General features: G+C 49.8%; 13 protein-coding genes. 8 read left to right on the top strand and 5 right to left on the bottom strand.

From position 1 onward, the window contains the following. The first annotated feature begins 332 nt into the window (after positions 1-332). Complete coding sequence (locus C7B82_RS06910) at positions 333-1,259, top strand: branched-chain amino acid ABC transporter permease (RefSeq protein WP_106255565.1); 927 nt, start codon at positions 333-335, stop codon at positions 1,257-1,259. A 238-nt stretch (positions 1,260-1,497) separates the two neighbouring features. Here C7B82_RS06910 and C7B82_RS06915 read toward each other — a convergent pair whose 3' ends face one another. Then, a complete protein-coding gene (locus C7B82_RS06915; protein ID WP_106255566.1) occupies positions 1,498-2,721 on the bottom strand; it encodes an acyltransferase family protein in 1,224 nt (407 codons plus the stop codon). 113 nt (positions 2,722-2,834) lie between these two features. Between C7B82_RS06915 and C7B82_RS06920 the strand changes: the two genes are divergently transcribed. The 4 genes from C7B82_RS06920 to C7B82_RS06940 all read left to right on the top strand — a co-directional run bounded on the left by C7B82_RS06920 (position 2,835) and on the right by C7B82_RS06940 (position 7,134). Further along, a complete protein-coding gene (locus C7B82_RS06920; protein ID WP_106255567.1) occupies positions 2,835-3,641 on the top strand; it encodes an ABC transporter ATP-binding protein in 807 nt (268 codons plus the stop codon). A gap of 38 nt (positions 3,642-3,679) precedes the next feature. After that, positions 3,680-4,393: an ABC transporter ATP-binding protein gene (locus C7B82_RS06925; RefSeq protein WP_219904092.1), complete on the top strand. Its 714-nt coding sequence runs from the start codon at positions 3,680-3,682 to the stop codon at positions 4,391-4,393. Between the two features lie 781 nt (positions 4,394-5,174). Then, positions 5,175-6,062: a hypothetical protein gene (locus tag C7B82_RS06935; RefSeq protein WP_106255570.1), complete on the top strand. Its 888-nt coding sequence runs from the start codon at positions 5,175-5,177 to the stop codon at positions 6,060-6,062. A 538-nt stretch (positions 6,063-6,600) separates the two neighbouring features. Next, entirely contained in the window at positions 6,601-7,134 is a 534-nt protein-coding gene (locus C7B82_RS06940; RefSeq protein WP_106255571.1) for a phycobiliprotein lyase, read from the top strand. An 81-nt stretch (positions 7,135-7,215) separates the two neighbouring features. Here C7B82_RS06940 and C7B82_RS06945 read toward each other — a convergent pair whose 3' ends face one another. From C7B82_RS06945 to C7B82_RS06955, 3 genes are all read right to left on the bottom strand, one after another. Continuing rightward, positions 7,216-7,710: a DUF427 domain-containing protein gene (locus C7B82_RS06945; protein WP_106255572.1), complete on the bottom strand. Its 495-nt coding sequence runs from the start codon at positions 7,708-7,710 to the stop codon at positions 7,216-7,218. Between the two features lie 114 nt (positions 7,711-7,824). Then, the gene (locus tag C7B82_RS06950; RefSeq protein WP_106255573.1) at positions 7,825-8,454 is read right to left on the bottom strand and encodes a ribonuclease H-like domain-containing protein; all 630 of its coding nucleotides are present in this window, start codon (positions 8,452-8,454) and stop codon (positions 7,825-7,827) included. A gap of 241 nt (positions 8,455-8,695) precedes the next feature. Beyond that, positions 8,696-9,235 (bottom strand): CAP domain-containing protein, encoded by a 540-nt coding sequence (locus C7B82_RS06955; RefSeq protein ID WP_245939770.1) that lies wholly within the window; start codon positions 9,233-9,235, stop codon positions 8,696-8,698. Between the two features lie 358 nt (positions 9,236-9,593). Between C7B82_RS06955 and C7B82_RS06960 the strand changes: the two genes are divergently transcribed. Further along, positions 9,594-9,935, top strand: a complete 342-nt coding sequence (locus tag C7B82_RS06960) for a hypothetical protein (protein WP_106255575.1) — start codon at positions 9,594-9,596, stop codon at positions 9,933-9,935. A 231-nt stretch (positions 9,936-10,166) separates the two neighbouring features. Here C7B82_RS06960 and C7B82_RS06965 read toward each other — a convergent pair whose 3' ends face one another. Next, entirely contained in the window at positions 10,167-10,802 is a 636-nt protein-coding gene (locus C7B82_RS06965; RefSeq protein WP_106255576.1) for a peroxiredoxin, read from the bottom strand. Positions 10,803-11,462: 660 nt separating this feature from the next. Between C7B82_RS06965 and C7B82_RS06970 the strand changes: the two genes are divergently transcribed. Together C7B82_RS06970 and C7B82_RS06975 are read left to right on the top strand one after the other, a co-directional pair. Next, positions 11,463-12,239, top strand: a complete 777-nt coding sequence (locus C7B82_RS06970) for a peptidylprolyl isomerase (protein WP_106255577.1) — start codon at positions 11,463-11,465, stop codon at positions 12,237-12,239. Further along, entirely contained in the window at positions 12,236-14,830 is a 2,595-nt protein-coding gene (locus C7B82_RS06975) for a type I secretion system permease/ATPase (RefSeq protein WP_106255578.1), read from the top strand. The genes C7B82_RS06970 and C7B82_RS06975 overlap by 4 nt, the downstream gene beginning before the upstream one ends. The last annotated feature ends 459 nt before the right edge of the window (positions 14,831-15,289 follow it).

The raw sequence follows: 15,289 nt of genomic DNA on the forward strand, positions 1-15,289 counted from the left end.
CGATTTTGTGCTTAGGACTTGTCAAAAAATAACTGCACATTTTGGCTGAGCTATCAGCGTTCAGCGTTCAGCGTTCAGCGTTCAGCAATTAGAGAAAAGCTGAAAGCTGAAAGCTGACGGCTGACAGCTTGAAACCATGACGTTATTTCTTTGCAGCCACTTAGCGTGAAGACAGCAACCAAAACTCTGTGCCGTGGGCGATCGCCCACGGCACATGATGTTTAAAAATCACGTCTGGAGCAGAAAACGAGCAGTGTAAGATACTCAAAATCGAGTTGGTTTTTAGTTCCCAGGCAAACGAACCACAGAAACTGGCAACACGCACTACTCAAATGTCTGATTTCCTCTCTACTTATGGCTTTCTCATTGTCTCCATGCTGCTAGGAGCAATGCTAGGGCTTTCGCTCTACCTGCCCTTGATGGCAGGGCAACTATCATTAGCAAGCCCTGGCTTCTATGCCTTGGGCGGCTACATTGCCGCGATTTTGTCCACGCAGGTCTTTAAAGCGGAGGGGAATTTTCCCGTGCCCTTGCTGCTGTTGGAGATGCTGATCGCTGGAGTGCTTTGTGGACTTCTGGGCATTGCTGTGGGCATTCCAGCATTGCGGTTACGGGGCATTTATTTGGCGATCGCGACCATTGCCTTTGTCGAAATCCTCCGCATTCTGGCGCTGAATCTAGAGATTACTGGCGGTGCCGTTGGTATTTTTGGCATTCCGCAACCGTTTCAGACTGCGATCGAGTATTTGTGGATCGTCATCCCGCTCCTAGCAATCAGCATCGCCTTTGTCTATCGGCTCGAACGTATCCGCGTCGGTCGCGCGCTCATTGCCATTCGTGAAGATGAACTAGCCGCCGACGCAATGGGTATCAATCCCACTTACTACAAAGTCTTGGCCTTTGCATTAGGTGCCATGCTGGCAGGTGTAGTCGGTGCCATCAGCGCTCACTTCCTCAACACCTGGAATGCTCGCCAGGGTACCTTTGATGCCAGCATTATCTACCTCACCTTCGTGCTTATTGGTGGCTCCAGAACGGTTGCAGGCCCCGTTTTAGGCGGCATGATTTTTACGGCCTTGCCAGAGGTGCTGCGTGCTGCTGCCGATACCCCTGGCCTGCCCCTCTGGTTGGCTCAATTCTTGCGTGATGGTCGCCTTATCTTGTTTGGTTTACTGATTGTCATTGGCTCCGTCTTCTTTCCACAGGGGCTTGTCACGCCCAGCCTGTTTAAACGACGCAAGCACCAGCAGAGAGCCTAGATGCATCCCCTTGCCACGACCGCATCAGATGCCGACATCGATCGCTGCTTTGCCGCCCATCGCTTCTACCGACGATAACGTATGGAAATTAGCAGCCACCACTTTGCACTTAAACTTGAACGAGTGATCGCTGGGGCTCACACCCAATTAAATTGCGATCATGGCAGATCGTTGGTAGAAGCATTTCGCGAAACGCCCCTACGACAGCTAATTGCCCTGAAGCCCGTTTAAATTGGCATCACTTTTCAACTGGATAGCGATCTTCTTGCGTAATGGTTGCTCTTTCCACCACACCGGATGCTGGCTTCAAGCGCAGAAAGGGGTACTCAATAAAGCGATAAGACAGGCTCGAAAGGCCGATCACAAGTAGACCACAGACGCCCATTAGCATCCAGAAATGGAGCGGGTTCATGCCCTTAATGGGATATACCAGATTGGCGAGACGTAAGACGCAAAAAAGCACAATGCCATGCAGCAAATAAACGCTGTAGCTAATGGTGCCAAGGTATTTAGAGGCTGATGTAGTCAGCAAACCAAACAGATCATTACCGCTGGCAATGCAAACAAAGGCACAAAAAATAAGCGCGATCGCCCACATATTTTCGATATAGGGTGGCGATAGCAAAAGGGGGATTGCCAACAAAAGAAAAATAATTCCTAGCGAAACCCGTTTATCTAAAAAGATCTTTTTGGACTCAAATCGCTGCACCAAATAAGCTGCTGTCATACCAAACAGAAAGTTCATTACTGTTAGTAGTAGTAAAGAGTGTGTTAGTAGACTGCAGGTCAACCACGTAAGAAACAACCCGATAAATCTCAACGGCTTTACAAACCAGGCAAGCAGTGGCAGCAAAAGATAGAACTGTAGCTCATAGGTCAGTGTCCATTGCACTGAGGCGTTAATCAAGCCAACGGAACCATAATTGATATCAGGAAAGAGCTCCTTATCCACGTTAGAAATGCCGTAAATACCACAGACGATCCAACTGCCAATCTGCATCAAAAATCTTGGCAGGCTCACTTTTAACGAGAAGTTAGACATGATCAGAACAATGAGAATCATGAGGGCAAGTGAAACCCAATAAGCTGGTAACACTCGTAATGCCCGTTTGCTATAAAAACGCTTAAGGTCAAATCTCGGTTCAACTATCAGCTTCGACCAGAACAAGAAGCCGGTAATCATAAAAAAGAAGGCAACCGCTCCCTGTCCCAAAAAGGCATAGACATTTGACGGTGCTGTTTGCCAACTGCCAAGCTGAAAATACTGGTAATTCACAACGGCATGATGAAAAAACACTCCCAGCGCTAAGAACCCCCTTAAACCATCTAACGCTTTGTAATGTGTTTTGTTCGATGCTTGAACCGCTGCTTGATAAAAGGTTGAGCGACTGACGATTAATTTGGCAGCTCCAAAAAACAAGATGCTAAGACCGATCGCGGGGAAGATGCTGGTAAGTGTCATAACGAGGAGTCGTGAACTATTTTCAGGTCAGGATCAAAAATTAGACAGCGAAAATTTGGCACGATCGGAGACAATGAAGGCATCAACCATTCATCTTTTTTGCCCTTTACTCCATGCCCCCAGTGGAACCTGTCAATGCTAGCCCAGAATCTAATACTGGCTCGACGCTAGAGGCAAAAGGACTCACTCGCCGCTTTGGTGGGCTTACTGCAGTCAATAACGTGTCCTTTGCCGTCAAAAGAGGCGAAATTTTTGGGCTGATTGGCCCCAACGGAGCAGGCAAAACCACACTCTTCAACCTCATTACAGGCTTGATTCCACCTTCTAGCGGGCAAATGCTCTATGAAGGAGCAGATCTTTCTCGCCTGCGTCCGCATCAGGTCGCGACAAAGGGCGTTGCCCGTACCTTCCAGAATATTCGGCTATTTGGCAATCTTTCCGCGCTGGAGAATGTGATGATTGCCCAGCACGTGCATGGCCGGAGTGGTGTCTTTCTAGGTGTGTTAGGGTTACCACCTGCGCCTCAAGAGGAGCGGACTATTCGCCAGAGGGCAATGGAACTGTTGGAACTGGTTGGCTTGAGCGATCGCGCCGACGAGCAAGCCCAAAACTTTGCATATGGCAACCAACGTCGTTTAGAAATCGCCCGTGCCCTGGCACTGCAACCACAGGTTTTGCTACTCGACGAACCTGCTGCTGGCATGAACCCTAACGAAAAGCATCAACTCAGCGACTTCATCCGACAAATTCGTGACCAGTTTGATCTGACCGTACTGCTCATCGAACACCATGTACCGCTTGTGATGGGCTTGTGCGATCGCATCGCCGTTCTAGACTTCGGACAGCTCATTGCCTTAGGCAACCCAGCCCAAGTCAAAACCGATCCGGCTGTGATCGAAGCCTATCTAGGAGCTGAGTAACCCCCTTTTTTCGACTCCCACTCTCTACTCCCATTCCAATGTCTTCCCCTTTGCTCGAAATCCAAAAGCTCAGCGTAAATTATGGCGGCATCCAGGCGTTACAGGCGATCGACCTAGAAATTAACTCGGGAGAGATTGTCACGCTCATTGGCGCAAATGGCGCAGGCAAAACCACCACACTCAAAGCCATTTCCCGCCTCCTTACCATTCGTGACGGCTTAATTATTTACAAAGAGCGGAATATTACCCGTGAACCTGCCCATGCAGTTGTTGGGCTAGGCATCGCTCACAGCCCAGAAGGGCGACGAATTTTGGCGCGCCAAACTGTACTCGATAACTTGCAGTTAGGCGCTTATACCCGCTCCGATCGCCTCGGCATCAAAGCGGATATCGAGCAGCAGTTCCTTACCTTTCCCCGTTTAGCGGAACGTCGCGATCAACTCGCAGGCACTCTTAGCGGCGGTGAACAGCAAATGTTGGCGATCGCCCGTGCGCTCATGAGTCGCCCCCAGCTATTGCTACTGGATGAACCCAGCTTAGGACTCGCACCCGCGATCGTGCGCGAGATTTTTACCATTATTCAGAAACTCCATGATGCAGGCGTTACTATTCTATTGGTAGAGCAAAACGCTACGCTTGCTTTGCAGTATGCCGATCGTGGGTACGTTTTAGAAGCTGGACGTATCACCCTTACTGGCGCTGCTGGCCAACTATTGAGCAACGATCAGGTCAGAAAAGCCTATCTAGGCTAAAACGCTGGGAGGCTAAAATGACAGCTTTCTTGATGTCTCAAGTCTCAGCTTCGCCGAGTTAGCAGTGAGCTCCAACTTCATCCCTTGCTTAGAAAGCCATCGTTTTCTTCAAAGACTCGATAAAGCTGCTCCTGACAATTCTAGGAACCTCTATGATTTTAGATAAGGGAATAAGTTGGTCTTAAGTGCTGCATCTACTAGCATTGAAAGCTTCTCAAAAGAACGAGTCGGTAGCAACTCAGCAAGCATGGTGCCCCCACCAGGCAAGCTACAAGAACGTTCAAACGTCTTTTTCAGACGCTCTATAAGTTGTGATGCTGGCGATCGCAAACTTATTAAACGATTGCCTTAAAGCAGTTTTTATACCAGGCGAGTTTGTAAAACTCAGGTCGTTTTCAAGCGATGGCGTTGCCGTACCATTGTCTCAATACGGCCTCAAGCAAACCAACTCAAAAACGGTTAAGAACTGGCTTTATCTACACTGCTTTTGGCGACCTCTTGACTGTGAGGCACCTGAAGAAACCAATGCAGTCATGTAGCTGCATGCTTAAGCCTCTGCAGCCATGCCTTAAACAGCAGTATTACATGGTCATTCTGAGTACCAGATTGCTCAGTTACGCTATTTAGTTCTTGCTCTGCGCCCCCATTGCAATGTGTCATCCTTTGCACAATGACACATTGTCTTACTCAGTATTTATCTTCTGTAAAGCGGTTTGCTGCAATGAACCAGTTCACTAGAGCCACCCGTAATGCATCTACTATTCACAGCCTCTTTTGAGCCATGCATATACTTGATGACGTTACCTTAATTCAGCAATTTATCAGCGGCGAAGCGACCCTGTTGGCCAACCAAAAGCTGAGAATTGAACCTGCGTTCAACAGCGTTCAATTGTTAGCCAACAGGGGAGGTTTAATTGCCACTATGAAGCAGGTTGGCAGTCGTCAAACCATCTTGCTGCGGCAAGCATCCGATTACAGCAACATCGTGCGACAAATCTTGATTGCCCGTCAGTTTGTGCCAGTAGCAGGAGCTGTTGACCAACCGGGCTTTGAGCAGTATTGTGCCGATGAAATTCCGGCAGGCTACGAAGCCAACCACACCAGCGCTATAGCGCTGTGGAAAGAGTGGTGGAGAACGGCTCGCCAGCAAAGCGCGCATGGCATTCATATGGATATACTCATTTTTGCCCGCGACACCTGGTACCCTATCCGCAATATTGTCTGCAGTCAAGGCGTCCTTTTTATTACGACGCTTGTGAGCGAAGTGTCGTTTCAGAGCCACGAGCAGTTTACCTGGTTGCGTCGGTTACCAGCTTCACGACCGGGTGATCCCCCTCCCCTAGCTTCACCAGTGCCAGCCCGATCGCTGCAACCGTTAAGCCGATCGCCACAACCCACCATTGCCCACCAAGAGCGACCGACCGCCTCTACTTCGCCAGACTTTTTGAGCAAACGAGACGCTTTGGGCAGTAGCGCTCGTTCTGATCTAAAGCAAGTGCTCCGATTTCGCCAGGGCAAATTGTACGTCACTACCGCTTTGGGTGACATTGTGGTGGAAGGCAGCCATCTGAAATTCCGTTTGGAGGACGAGCCGCTAGCACTCGATTCGCAGAAGCCGATCAAGCTCAATGGTTATCGCGATCGTGAAGGTCAGGCAGTCAATCAGTAATGTCAGCACAGCTGCTTCAGCATCCAATCAGACCTGTCTTGCTATTGCATTCTCTGCGGTTCGAGCTGTGTTGGTGCTGGCTGCTGTCAGCGTCATCAACTGTTGCCTGAAACGCTCCGCTGATCGCTATGCCACAGCTTACTCACGCTGCTGTGGTATCTAGAGCGGCACTACCTGCAATTACCGAGTGAGCTTGTAGAGGTAGTCACTCTAAGAATTTCTCAGGTGACGTTGGCTCAATAGTACCCTTTGGGGGGTAGTGCATCCTTATTGCAACTTGTTAGAACAGTAAGAAGTCTGATGGTGAAATGATCACAAGCAAGACTGGTATGGATGAAAGAGCGACTCCGTGTACTGCCCAAAGCAAGTGTATCTTTAGCCACAGACTACGCCTTCTAGCTACAAGATGATGCGGCTACTGCATATGCGGCTGCATCTGGCGCAAATGTTATATTAAGAAAATTAACAAGTTAGGAGCACTGAGCAGCTTGAGATCGGACACAACCATTGTTTATGCTTTGAGTGAGGATTAAACGAAGTGACTTCTTTATTGCATGTAACCCCTACGGCTGAAGGATCTCTCATTGCTGAGTTTTTTCAGCAATCAGAAGGACGCTGGAAATCAGAGCGACGCTATTACACTCTCCCAGACGGGGAAACGAAAGAAGTCGTTAGCTTCATTAGCATTCATTTTTTGGAGAAAAATAGTGCTGAGCTCTCTCATTTAGCAGAGTTACATGGGATCGACGGATCGTTGCTGAGCTGTGGTGCTGAAGTTCTTTGGGACAGCCATGATTCGGCAACAGGCAAGCCACAATCAGAGGGCTCTACGATATTCGGTGCTTCCGGTGCAACGCTGTATCGCGATCGTGGATTTGCTACAACCAAGCCAGTTTCAGCTGCCTTCTATTTTTCGAACCCCACCACTCTATGCTTACGTACGGAGTACAAAGGGTCTGTATTTGAGGAAGAGTTGAAGCTAGTCGGTCAACAGTACCGTACTCGCCAGACGATTATTTCACGGGCTGGAGAACAGCAAATGATTGGTCAGTACCTGGAAAAACGGCTTTAGAGAAGAATTGTGGTTCATGGGGAATCGGTGGGAGTTGATCATGCGAGAAAGGAGCGCTGCCATGCACTTCTACCGATCTTTTCACCATCCCCACGTTCCCAATGAGCCTTTGAAGGGACCCACAATGTCACTGGTGATCCAACCACCGTAGAAATTGCCAGGTTGCGGCTCTACTTTTTCGCCATCGACATAACAGACATCCATTGGTGCTGGATAGAACGCTACATAGTGTGCGATCGAGGCAACAGCAGGCGTTGGTTCAGGATAGTACCAGGCAACATCATCAACGCGCTTGTCGTTTACCACAAGGTGATAGTAAGCACCATGACCTTTCCACTCGCAGTAGGTCGATCGCGGGCTTTTAATCAGGTATTCCTGCTTGATGTCCTCAAGTGGAATGTAGTAGACCGGAGGATGACTGGTCTCCAGTACTCGCTTTGCCTGCTGCGTATCAGCAATAGTGACACCGTTGAAGATGATCTGAATGTGCTTGCTGGTATCTTCCAAGCGCGGTGGACGCGGATAGTCCCAGACGGATTCCTGTCCAGGTTGGGGTTCAATGCGTTGTTGGCTCATAGAGCTATTTTAACAGCGGAATAGCGGTGTTTTAAGACAGCAAGACCTTGGCCAACAGTTATGGCATATTGACTGGAAGACAACGCGATGCACATGATCATTCGCTGATCTGTATCAATGCTCGAACAAAGCCTGATATTGCAGCAGATCGAGTTGGGCGATCGTGGGGATGCACTGAAAGCACTGCAGCGCTAACTCCCACCGTTCTTCGCGCTGCAGCATGGTGATCAACTTTTGACGAGCGCTCAGTAAATAGCGGACATCATTCGCGGCATAGCGGAGTTGTTCGGGTGACAAATTGGCTGCGTTACCCCAGTCTGAGCTTTGAGCGCTTTTGTCGAGTTCAACGTGCTCAAGCTCCTGCACTAGATCTTTCAGTCCATGCTTGGGTGTGTAAGTGCGAGCAAGTTTGCTGGCAACTTTAGTACAAAAAAGCGGGTTGACGTTGATTGCCAGATGATAGTGCAGCGTCGCCACATCAAAGCGAGCAAAGTGAAAGACTTTAACGCTATTTTCAGCTTCTAGTAACCGCTTGAGGTTGGGCGCATCGGTCTGCCCACGCGCGATTTGCACGACAGCCACATGATCAAGAGGGTCGCAGAGTTGTACCAAGCAAAGCCGATCGCGTTGAGGCAGCAATCCCATCGTCTCTGTATCAACCGCGATCGCCTCTGCTTGCAAATAGGCGGCAAGCTGTGCTTCAGACAGGTCGCGATCACAAATCTGGAAATCTACCAATGCCATCGTGAGTCAGGGAGTAAGGTACAAGCACTAGAGTACAGGGTATTCGAGAGGTACTTGTACCCGCTGACTCGCGTTGGAAGAGCAGTTTTCCAATTTCAGGAGCAAATTAGCGCTTTACCCGAACATGCTGGGGATCGTGGATGAAATAAAATCGACAAATTGCCTGCTGGCAGGGGCTTACGGGCGTAAGCCCCTACGGAACATGTGGAAGTTATGTCTTGGGGTCGCTTAAGACGTCTGATTAACGACGGCGAATAAAAATTTGAGTGAAGTAATACTCTCCCTTGGCATTTTGCGCAACGCCGATGCCTGTCAGGTCAAACGAGCCTTCAATGTTTTGGCGATGACCAGTGCTCTGCAACCAGCCCTGCACTGCTTGACTAACCGGATCGCTATACCCCTGATTGTAGGCAACGTTTTCGGCGGCACGACTGTAAGGAATCGTCCGACCGATCGTGGTGACTCGCTGCTGAAAACCATTATGGCTAAACGGCACCTTACCGCTTGCCATCGCCTGACTGTGGTTTCTTGCTTGTTCGCTGATGGTTTCATTTAGCGTTAAGGGAGGCAGCTTACGGCTGGCTCGATGTTGGTTGATTTGGGTCAAAACTGTTTGCTCTAGCGTTTGCAAGGATGCAGGCGTTTGAGCCAGTTTCTTTTGCAGTGTTGGTGCTGGCACCGTTGCCGCCAAACTACTGCCTGGAGCTACGACAGCACACCCTAGACTGCTAGCGATCGCCATTACGCCAACAGCACTAATTTTGAACATTGTAGAAAGCATCGGCAAAACCTTGAATCAAAATCACCAAGGTGATAGACCCACTGAGCGTCCAGGAGTTCCACAGACGCCGAAGAGGCTATTGCTTGCTCATGCATCCAAACAATGCCCGATCCAGACAACGGCTGCAGATGAGGATTTTACGGTCGCGCTGGTTGCCACTGTTCTTTAAACTTGAGATCACAAGACTGCGCTTATCGACAACGTTGGAGTCTACAGCTTCAATGCGTCAACCCTCAAACAGAAGAGTCCGATCGTGATCGCCGACAACTTGATTAGCGATGGCATCACTCTTAATAGATAGCCGTTGTCAAGCCCCTCGCTACTCCACACTACAGTATTCTTTGGTTGAAAGTTACCTATGCTCTATTCCAATGCCGTCGTGGGCGCCGCTATCTTTGACCTGAATGGTCTACCCAAGGAGTACTTTACGACTCCTGAAGATGACGATATGAGTTGGGTGCAGACGATTTTTCAAGCACTCGGTCTGCGATCGCTGCTGATGTCCTCCCTGCAACTAGAAGGCTTTCATCATGCAACCATTCTTGGCACCAATTATTCCGCAGTGGTGATCAAGCAAAAAGCTCACTACGTTGCGTTGCTCATTCAGCCGCAAACTGCCATTGACGCCTCTTTTATTGAGTGGACACAAACCTTTGAGTCCGGGGAGTTACAAAGCAATCCTCGGTTTCATCTTGCGTAATTCGTGATAACAAAGGTCACGCTGGTTAGGAATTTGCGACCCAATCATCATTGATGTAATACACGTCTCAAGCATGATCGTGACAGATCACTGATTGGGTAGAGTCGCGGCAATACCGTGCCCCTACAGGATGTACCGTACTTTCAATTTCAATTGGGACAAGATACAGTGGCAAATAAAAAAGGTGGGCAGTGCCCACCTTTTCAATCAAAAATCAAGACGAACGTCTGCTTATTTGTTCGGCTGAGGCGTTAACCGTAGATAAGGCTTAACCTCGGTTAGCCCCTTCGAGAACTTCTGTTTTGCCTCTTCCGTGGAAATCGACGGCACTACGACGACATCATCGCCATCTTTCCAGTTCACAGGGGTTGCCACACCGTAGTTATCGGTTAACTGCAAGGAGTCAATCACCCGCAAGATTTCATCAAAGTTACGTCCGGTACTGGGGGGATAGGTCAGGGTGAGGCGCAGCTTCTTCTGAGGATCGATCACAAACACGGTGCGAACGGTCACCTTGGCGTTGGCGTTGGGATGGACCATGCCGTACAAGTCAGACACTTTGCGATCGGCATCAGCCAGCAAGGGATAATTGACGGTCGTTTTTTGCGTTTCGTTGATATCAGCAATCCAACCCGCATGGGAATCATTAGGATCGACACTGAGCGCCAAAACTTTAACGTTGCGCTTATCGAATTCAGGCTTGAGCTTTGCAACTTCGCCCAATTCGGTGGTGCAAACAGGCGTATAGTCAGCCGGATGAGAGAAGAGAACAACCCAGCTATCCCCTGCCCATGCATAAAAATCAATGGGTCCCTCGCTGGACTCTTGAGTAAAGTTGGGGGCTGTATCGCCTAGTTGAAGAGTCATAAGCGTCTTTCCTGTTTAAGTTACATTAGCTACATTTTGCCAGTTTACCATCATCCCATAGAAACTCCGGTTATCCGGTCGGAGTTTAGATCTATTTAACAATCTTAGCTTAGATATTTAAAGGTCGCGTAAAGGAAAGAGCGAAATTTAAATATTACTATGGTCGAAGTAAGAATATAGCCAGAGTAAGGGTAGGTGTGAGCGGGTTTAAGCAGTGACTGTAACCATTGCCTCAAGCGGTTAGCCGCTCGGGAGACTGAGCTGTATCACTGCTTAGAGAATGATCCAATACTTACCATTGAACCGATCCGCCATCAAGTTAATGGCCGTTAGCGTTGATCGCGCTCAAACGTTGACGCTCAACTGGAAAACGCTGCAAGGATTGGGGCTTCCGTGTTGTGGTGGACCGTCGCAAGCAGTCGTAGCTTTATGATTCTTAATAGCCCTCAGTTGTTTTGCCTGCGGCCTCTAGAGGATGGATGCCAGTGGAGTGTGCAATGTGACTCTGAAGTGAAATGACTCGTTGTTCCAGAAATGTACGGATACGACGACGATCGCTCTACGGGATATCCGTAAAAATTTGCTCGAATTTTCGGTATTGCTACTGTAAAGTCGGGCAAGATAACAACAGACTCTAGACCTTACAGACATTCGTTACTCATGGAAGCTAAAGCAGCGGAAGCAAAAGCCTTATTAGTTGTTGATGAAAAGCCCCTTTCTGTGCGGCAATGTCTGCGTTATCTGCAAGCAGCGGGTAAATTGCAAGCTTTTGTTGGCGATATTCTGCGGCAGTATGTTCTGGAACAAGCGCTGGAGACCAGACAAGATATCGAGATTGGCCCAGCGATCGTTGAGCAAGCGGTGATTGATTTTCGGTTGCAGCAACAACTGACAGAGAGCAAGGTTTTTCAAGAGTGGCTCAGCCGTAACGGCTTATCGTATGAGCAGTTTCATAATCAGATTGTCGGCAGCTTTAAGCTTGAAAAGCTTAAAGCTCAGGTAACGCAAGAGCGCCTGCAAGAGCATTTCATTGAACGCAAGGTCTTTTTTGATCGCGTCGTGCTGTCTCGCATTGTGGTTGCCAGCCAAGAACTGGCAGAAGAACTGCATAGTCAGATTGGTGAAGGGGCAAATTTTGAGCAGTTGGCGCGAGAATATTCGACGGCTGATGAACGGATCGCCAATGGCATGATGGGTCCGGTCAGTCGGGGAACGCTGCCTGATGCGCTGAGAGCTGCGATCGATGCTGCAAGTCCGGGTGAAATGGTGGGGCCGATCGCGCTTGAAACCGTTTGGGCAATTTTTCGCGTCGAGCAATTTTTGCCCGCAACACTGGAAGATAACCAGTTGCAACAGGCCATGCAGAATGAGTTGTTTGAGAAATGGCTGTCAGAAAAAATTCAGACCATGACCGTTAAGCTACAGGTGAACGAATGATCGCTAATGAGCTAACCACCGATTTACCCTGGGATGCACCGCCTCTGTCGTTCCTTAACGCTGACCAGCAGGTGCAGTTTAAACAAGCCGCCACTATCCGTCGCTTTAGTCTGGGCGATATGCTCTGGTCTACGGATAACCCCGGTCGCCAAATTCTAGTCGTGAGTGGCAAGGTGCGCCTGGTGCCTGAAGAGGGGCAATCAATCATGCTCAAAACAGGCGATTGGTTAGGCGATCGCCTGGATCTCCCCGGTTTTTGGAAAGCGAGAGCCACCGACAAAGATGTGGTGATCGCAGAGTGGGCCGTTGACCTTTGGGATCAGGTTTTCTCAGCCGAATTGGAACGGTTCTGGGCACTGCAACGCAGTCGCTGCTTACCGAAAACGGCAGATTCGCCTCAGCCAGTCTCGGGTTTCCCCTTTGTTGCAGGTGTCAACACGGCAGCGGCCTGCTTAACGATGGCCGCCAGCCACCTGGAAATTCCCGCACAGATGGAGTGGGTTCAGCGGCAGCTTCGAGGGCAGCGATCGGCTGAAGTGGTAGAAGCCGCTGAAAAATTAGGACTACAGCTACGGCGTCTTGACACTGCCTGGAATAATTTGCGGCAGCTTGGGTTGCCAGCGCTCATGCAGTGGCAGGATGATAACAGCAATGGCACTACAAGCGCCTCGAGTTTAGTGTTGCCATCGACTCGTTCAACAGACTCCTCAACCACACACTGGGTGATCGCCTATGCCGTCAAGGGCGATCGTCTCATTGTGGCCGATCCGCTCAACCCCAGTCGCACCTGCGAAAGTGTGCCGCGTGCTTTAGTCGAGAGCGTCTGGGACGGGCAACTTTGGCAAATTGAGCCGATCCAGAAGCAAGAAACATTTAGCCTCGCCTGGTTTTTACCGGCAATTTGGAACTACCGTAAGTTATTGGGGGAGGTGCTATTGGCCTCCTTTACGCTACAAATTTTGGGACTGGCGACGCCTGTGATCACTCAGGTGGTGATCGATCGCGTGATGGTTCAAGGTAGCCTCTCCACGCTGGATGTCATGGCGTTTGCCCTCTTTGGTGTGGCATTCTTTGAGGCTGGGCTGGGCATTTTACGCCTGTTCATTTTTACGCATACGGCGCGACGATTGGATCTTAGCCTTTCTGCCCAGCTTTTCCGGCATCTGATGCGCCTACCGCTGTCTTACTTCGAGGCGCGTCGTGTGGGCGACACGGTTGCTCGTGTGCAAGAACTTGAAAATATTCGCCAATTTCTGACCGGAACGGCGTTAACCGTCATTCTGGATGCCGTTTTTGCGGTGGTGTATTTGGTGATCATGTTTGCCTACAGCGTGCCGCTGACCTTCGTATCGCTTGGTATGGTGCCGTTCTTTGCGCTGCTGACGTTGACGGTCACCCCAGTTTTACGGAAGTGGCTCAATGAAACCTTCAACCGCAGTGCAGACAGCCAATCGTTCCTGGTAGAGACCATTACTGGGATTCAGGCGGTGAAAGCGCATACAGCCGAGCGAGTAGCCCGCGATCGTTGGGAAGGTCTGTTTGCTCGCTTCATCCGTACGGGCTTTAAAGCCTCTACCACCTCTAATATCAGCAACAATATTGCGGACTTTCTGACCAACTTGTCGTACCTGCTGATTCTTTGGGTGGGTGCCAAGCTGGTCATTGAGCAGAAGTTGACGATCGGTCAGTTGGTCGCCTTTCAAATGCTTTCCGGCAGAATGACAGGACCGTTGCTGCGCTTAGTGCAGCTTTGGCAGAACCTACAGCAGGTGCTACTTTCGGTCGATCGCATTGGCGATATCTTAAATACGGCTCCCGAAGCAGAGTCGGGTTCTGGCTTAGTGCTACCACCCCTTCAGGGACAGGTCGCATTCGATCAAGTGTTTTTTCGCTACTATCCAACGCAAGAACCTGTCTTACGGGGTATTTCCTTCAGCGTCCAACCAGGGATGCTAGTCGGTGTGGTTGGACGCAGCGGTTCCGGGAAAAGTACGCTCTCCAAACTGATTCAGCGCTTGTATTCAGTGGAGTCAGGCCGCATTCTAATTGATGGGTTTGATATTAAGAGCGCTGACCTCGCATCGCTCCGCCAGCAGGTGGCTGTGGTCTTGCAAGAAGACTTTCTCTTCAATGGGTCAGTCTTAGAAAACATCAGTCTTGGCAATCCAGATATTAGTGCCGAGCAGGTAGTAGAAGCCGCAAGACTTGCAGTAGCCCATGATTTTATTAGTGACTTGCAGCACGGCTACGAAACCAGCGTCGGTGAGCGTGGCACAGCGTTATCGGGTGGACAGCGCCAGCGCATTGCACTGGCTCGGTTGTTTCTTTCCAAAGCGCCTCTTTTGGTGCTGGATGAGGCAACGAGCGCTCTTGATGCAGAAACCGAGCAACAGGTTTTGCAGAACATTCAAAAAGTGTCGCAAGACCGCACGGTTTTCTTAATCGCTCACCGCTTCGCACCTTTAAAGAAAGCTGATTTGATTGTGGTGTTAGAAAAAGGAGTGCTGGTCGAGAAGGGCACTCACGATGAACTGCTGCGCAGTAAGGGCTTGTATTGGTCTCTCTACCAGCGACAGCAAGCAGCGATCTAAGCGAATGGTTGAAAAGTATAGCTATAGGCAGGTTAGGACGGGGTGCAGGGGTAGAATCCCTGGCTGGGGGCAACGCCCCCACACCCTTTTTAATCCCAATGTCCTAATCTTTATGGCGACAGCTATATCAAAAGCCTTCTCACGATGTCGTCATGCCGCCCATGATTGGCAAGCCGGATTCATGGTTTGAAGCCGTTGAAGCGGGTTAAAGGCTCTTTAGCACAATACCTCTCGGTTAAGCCCCCAAGCCCCAATTCTGGAGGAGCTAGATTGCTTAAAGTCTCCCAGGATTCGGGGCTTAAAGCCCGGCGAGCGTCAAGAAAAGGGGGCGAAGGCAATTGCTTAATCGACTAACCGAGAAGGATTGCTCTCTAGCAGGCTTCTTATACCAATTAAATATGAAGTTGCGCCAAACTAAAGGAGTCCCCTTTGAGGTCATGGGTCATGCCAGGACGCCCC

It is taken from the genome of Stenomitos frigidus ULC18, from assembly GCF_003003795.1.
Lineage (GTDB): Bacteria > Cyanobacteriota > Cyanobacteriia > Leptolyngbyales > Leptolyngbyaceae > Stenomitos > Stenomitos frigidus_A.

Coding starts and splice junctions, on each gene's coding strand:
- C7B82_RS06970 (WP_106255577.1), top strand. CDS start 11,463: ATGGAAGCTAAAGCAGCGGAAGCAAAAGCCTTATTAGTTGTTGATGAA.
- C7B82_RS06960 (WP_106255575.1), top strand. CDS start 9,594: ATGCTCTATTCCAATGCCGTCGTGGGCGCCGCTATCTTTGACCTGAAT.
- C7B82_RS06945 (WP_106255572.1), bottom strand. CDS start 7,710: ATGAGCCAACAACGCATTGAACCCCAACCTGGACAGGAATCCGTCTGG.
- C7B82_RS06950 (WP_106255573.1), bottom strand. CDS start 8,454: ATGGCATTGGTAGATTTCCAGATTTGTGATCGCGACCTGTCTGAAGCA.
- C7B82_RS06955 (WP_245939770.1), bottom strand. CDS start 9,235: ATGCTTTCTACAATGTTCAAAATTAGTGCTGTTGGCGTAATGGCGATC.
- C7B82_RS06910 (WP_106255565.1), top strand. CDS start 333: ATGTCTGATTTCCTCTCTACTTATGGCTTTCTCATTGTCTCCATGCTG.
- C7B82_RS06920 (WP_106255567.1), top strand. CDS start 2,835: ATGCCCCCAGTGGAACCTGTCAATGCTAGCCCAGAATCTAATACTGGC.
- C7B82_RS06935 (WP_106255570.1), top strand. CDS start 5,175: ATGCATATACTTGATGACGTTACCTTAATTCAGCAATTTATCAGCGGC.
- C7B82_RS06975 (WP_106255578.1), top strand. CDS start 12,236: ATGATCGCTAATGAGCTAACCACCGATTTACCCTGGGATGCACCGCCT.
- C7B82_RS06915 (WP_106255566.1), bottom strand. CDS start 2,721: ATGACACTTACCAGCATCTTCCCCGCGATCGGTCTTAGCATCTTGTTT.
- C7B82_RS06965 (WP_106255576.1), bottom strand. CDS start 10,802: ATGACTCTTCAACTAGGCGATACAGCCCCCAACTTTACTCAAGAGTCC.
- C7B82_RS06925 (WP_219904092.1), top strand. CDS start 3,680: ATGTCTTCCCCTTTGCTCGAAATCCAAAAGCTCAGCGTAAATTATGGC.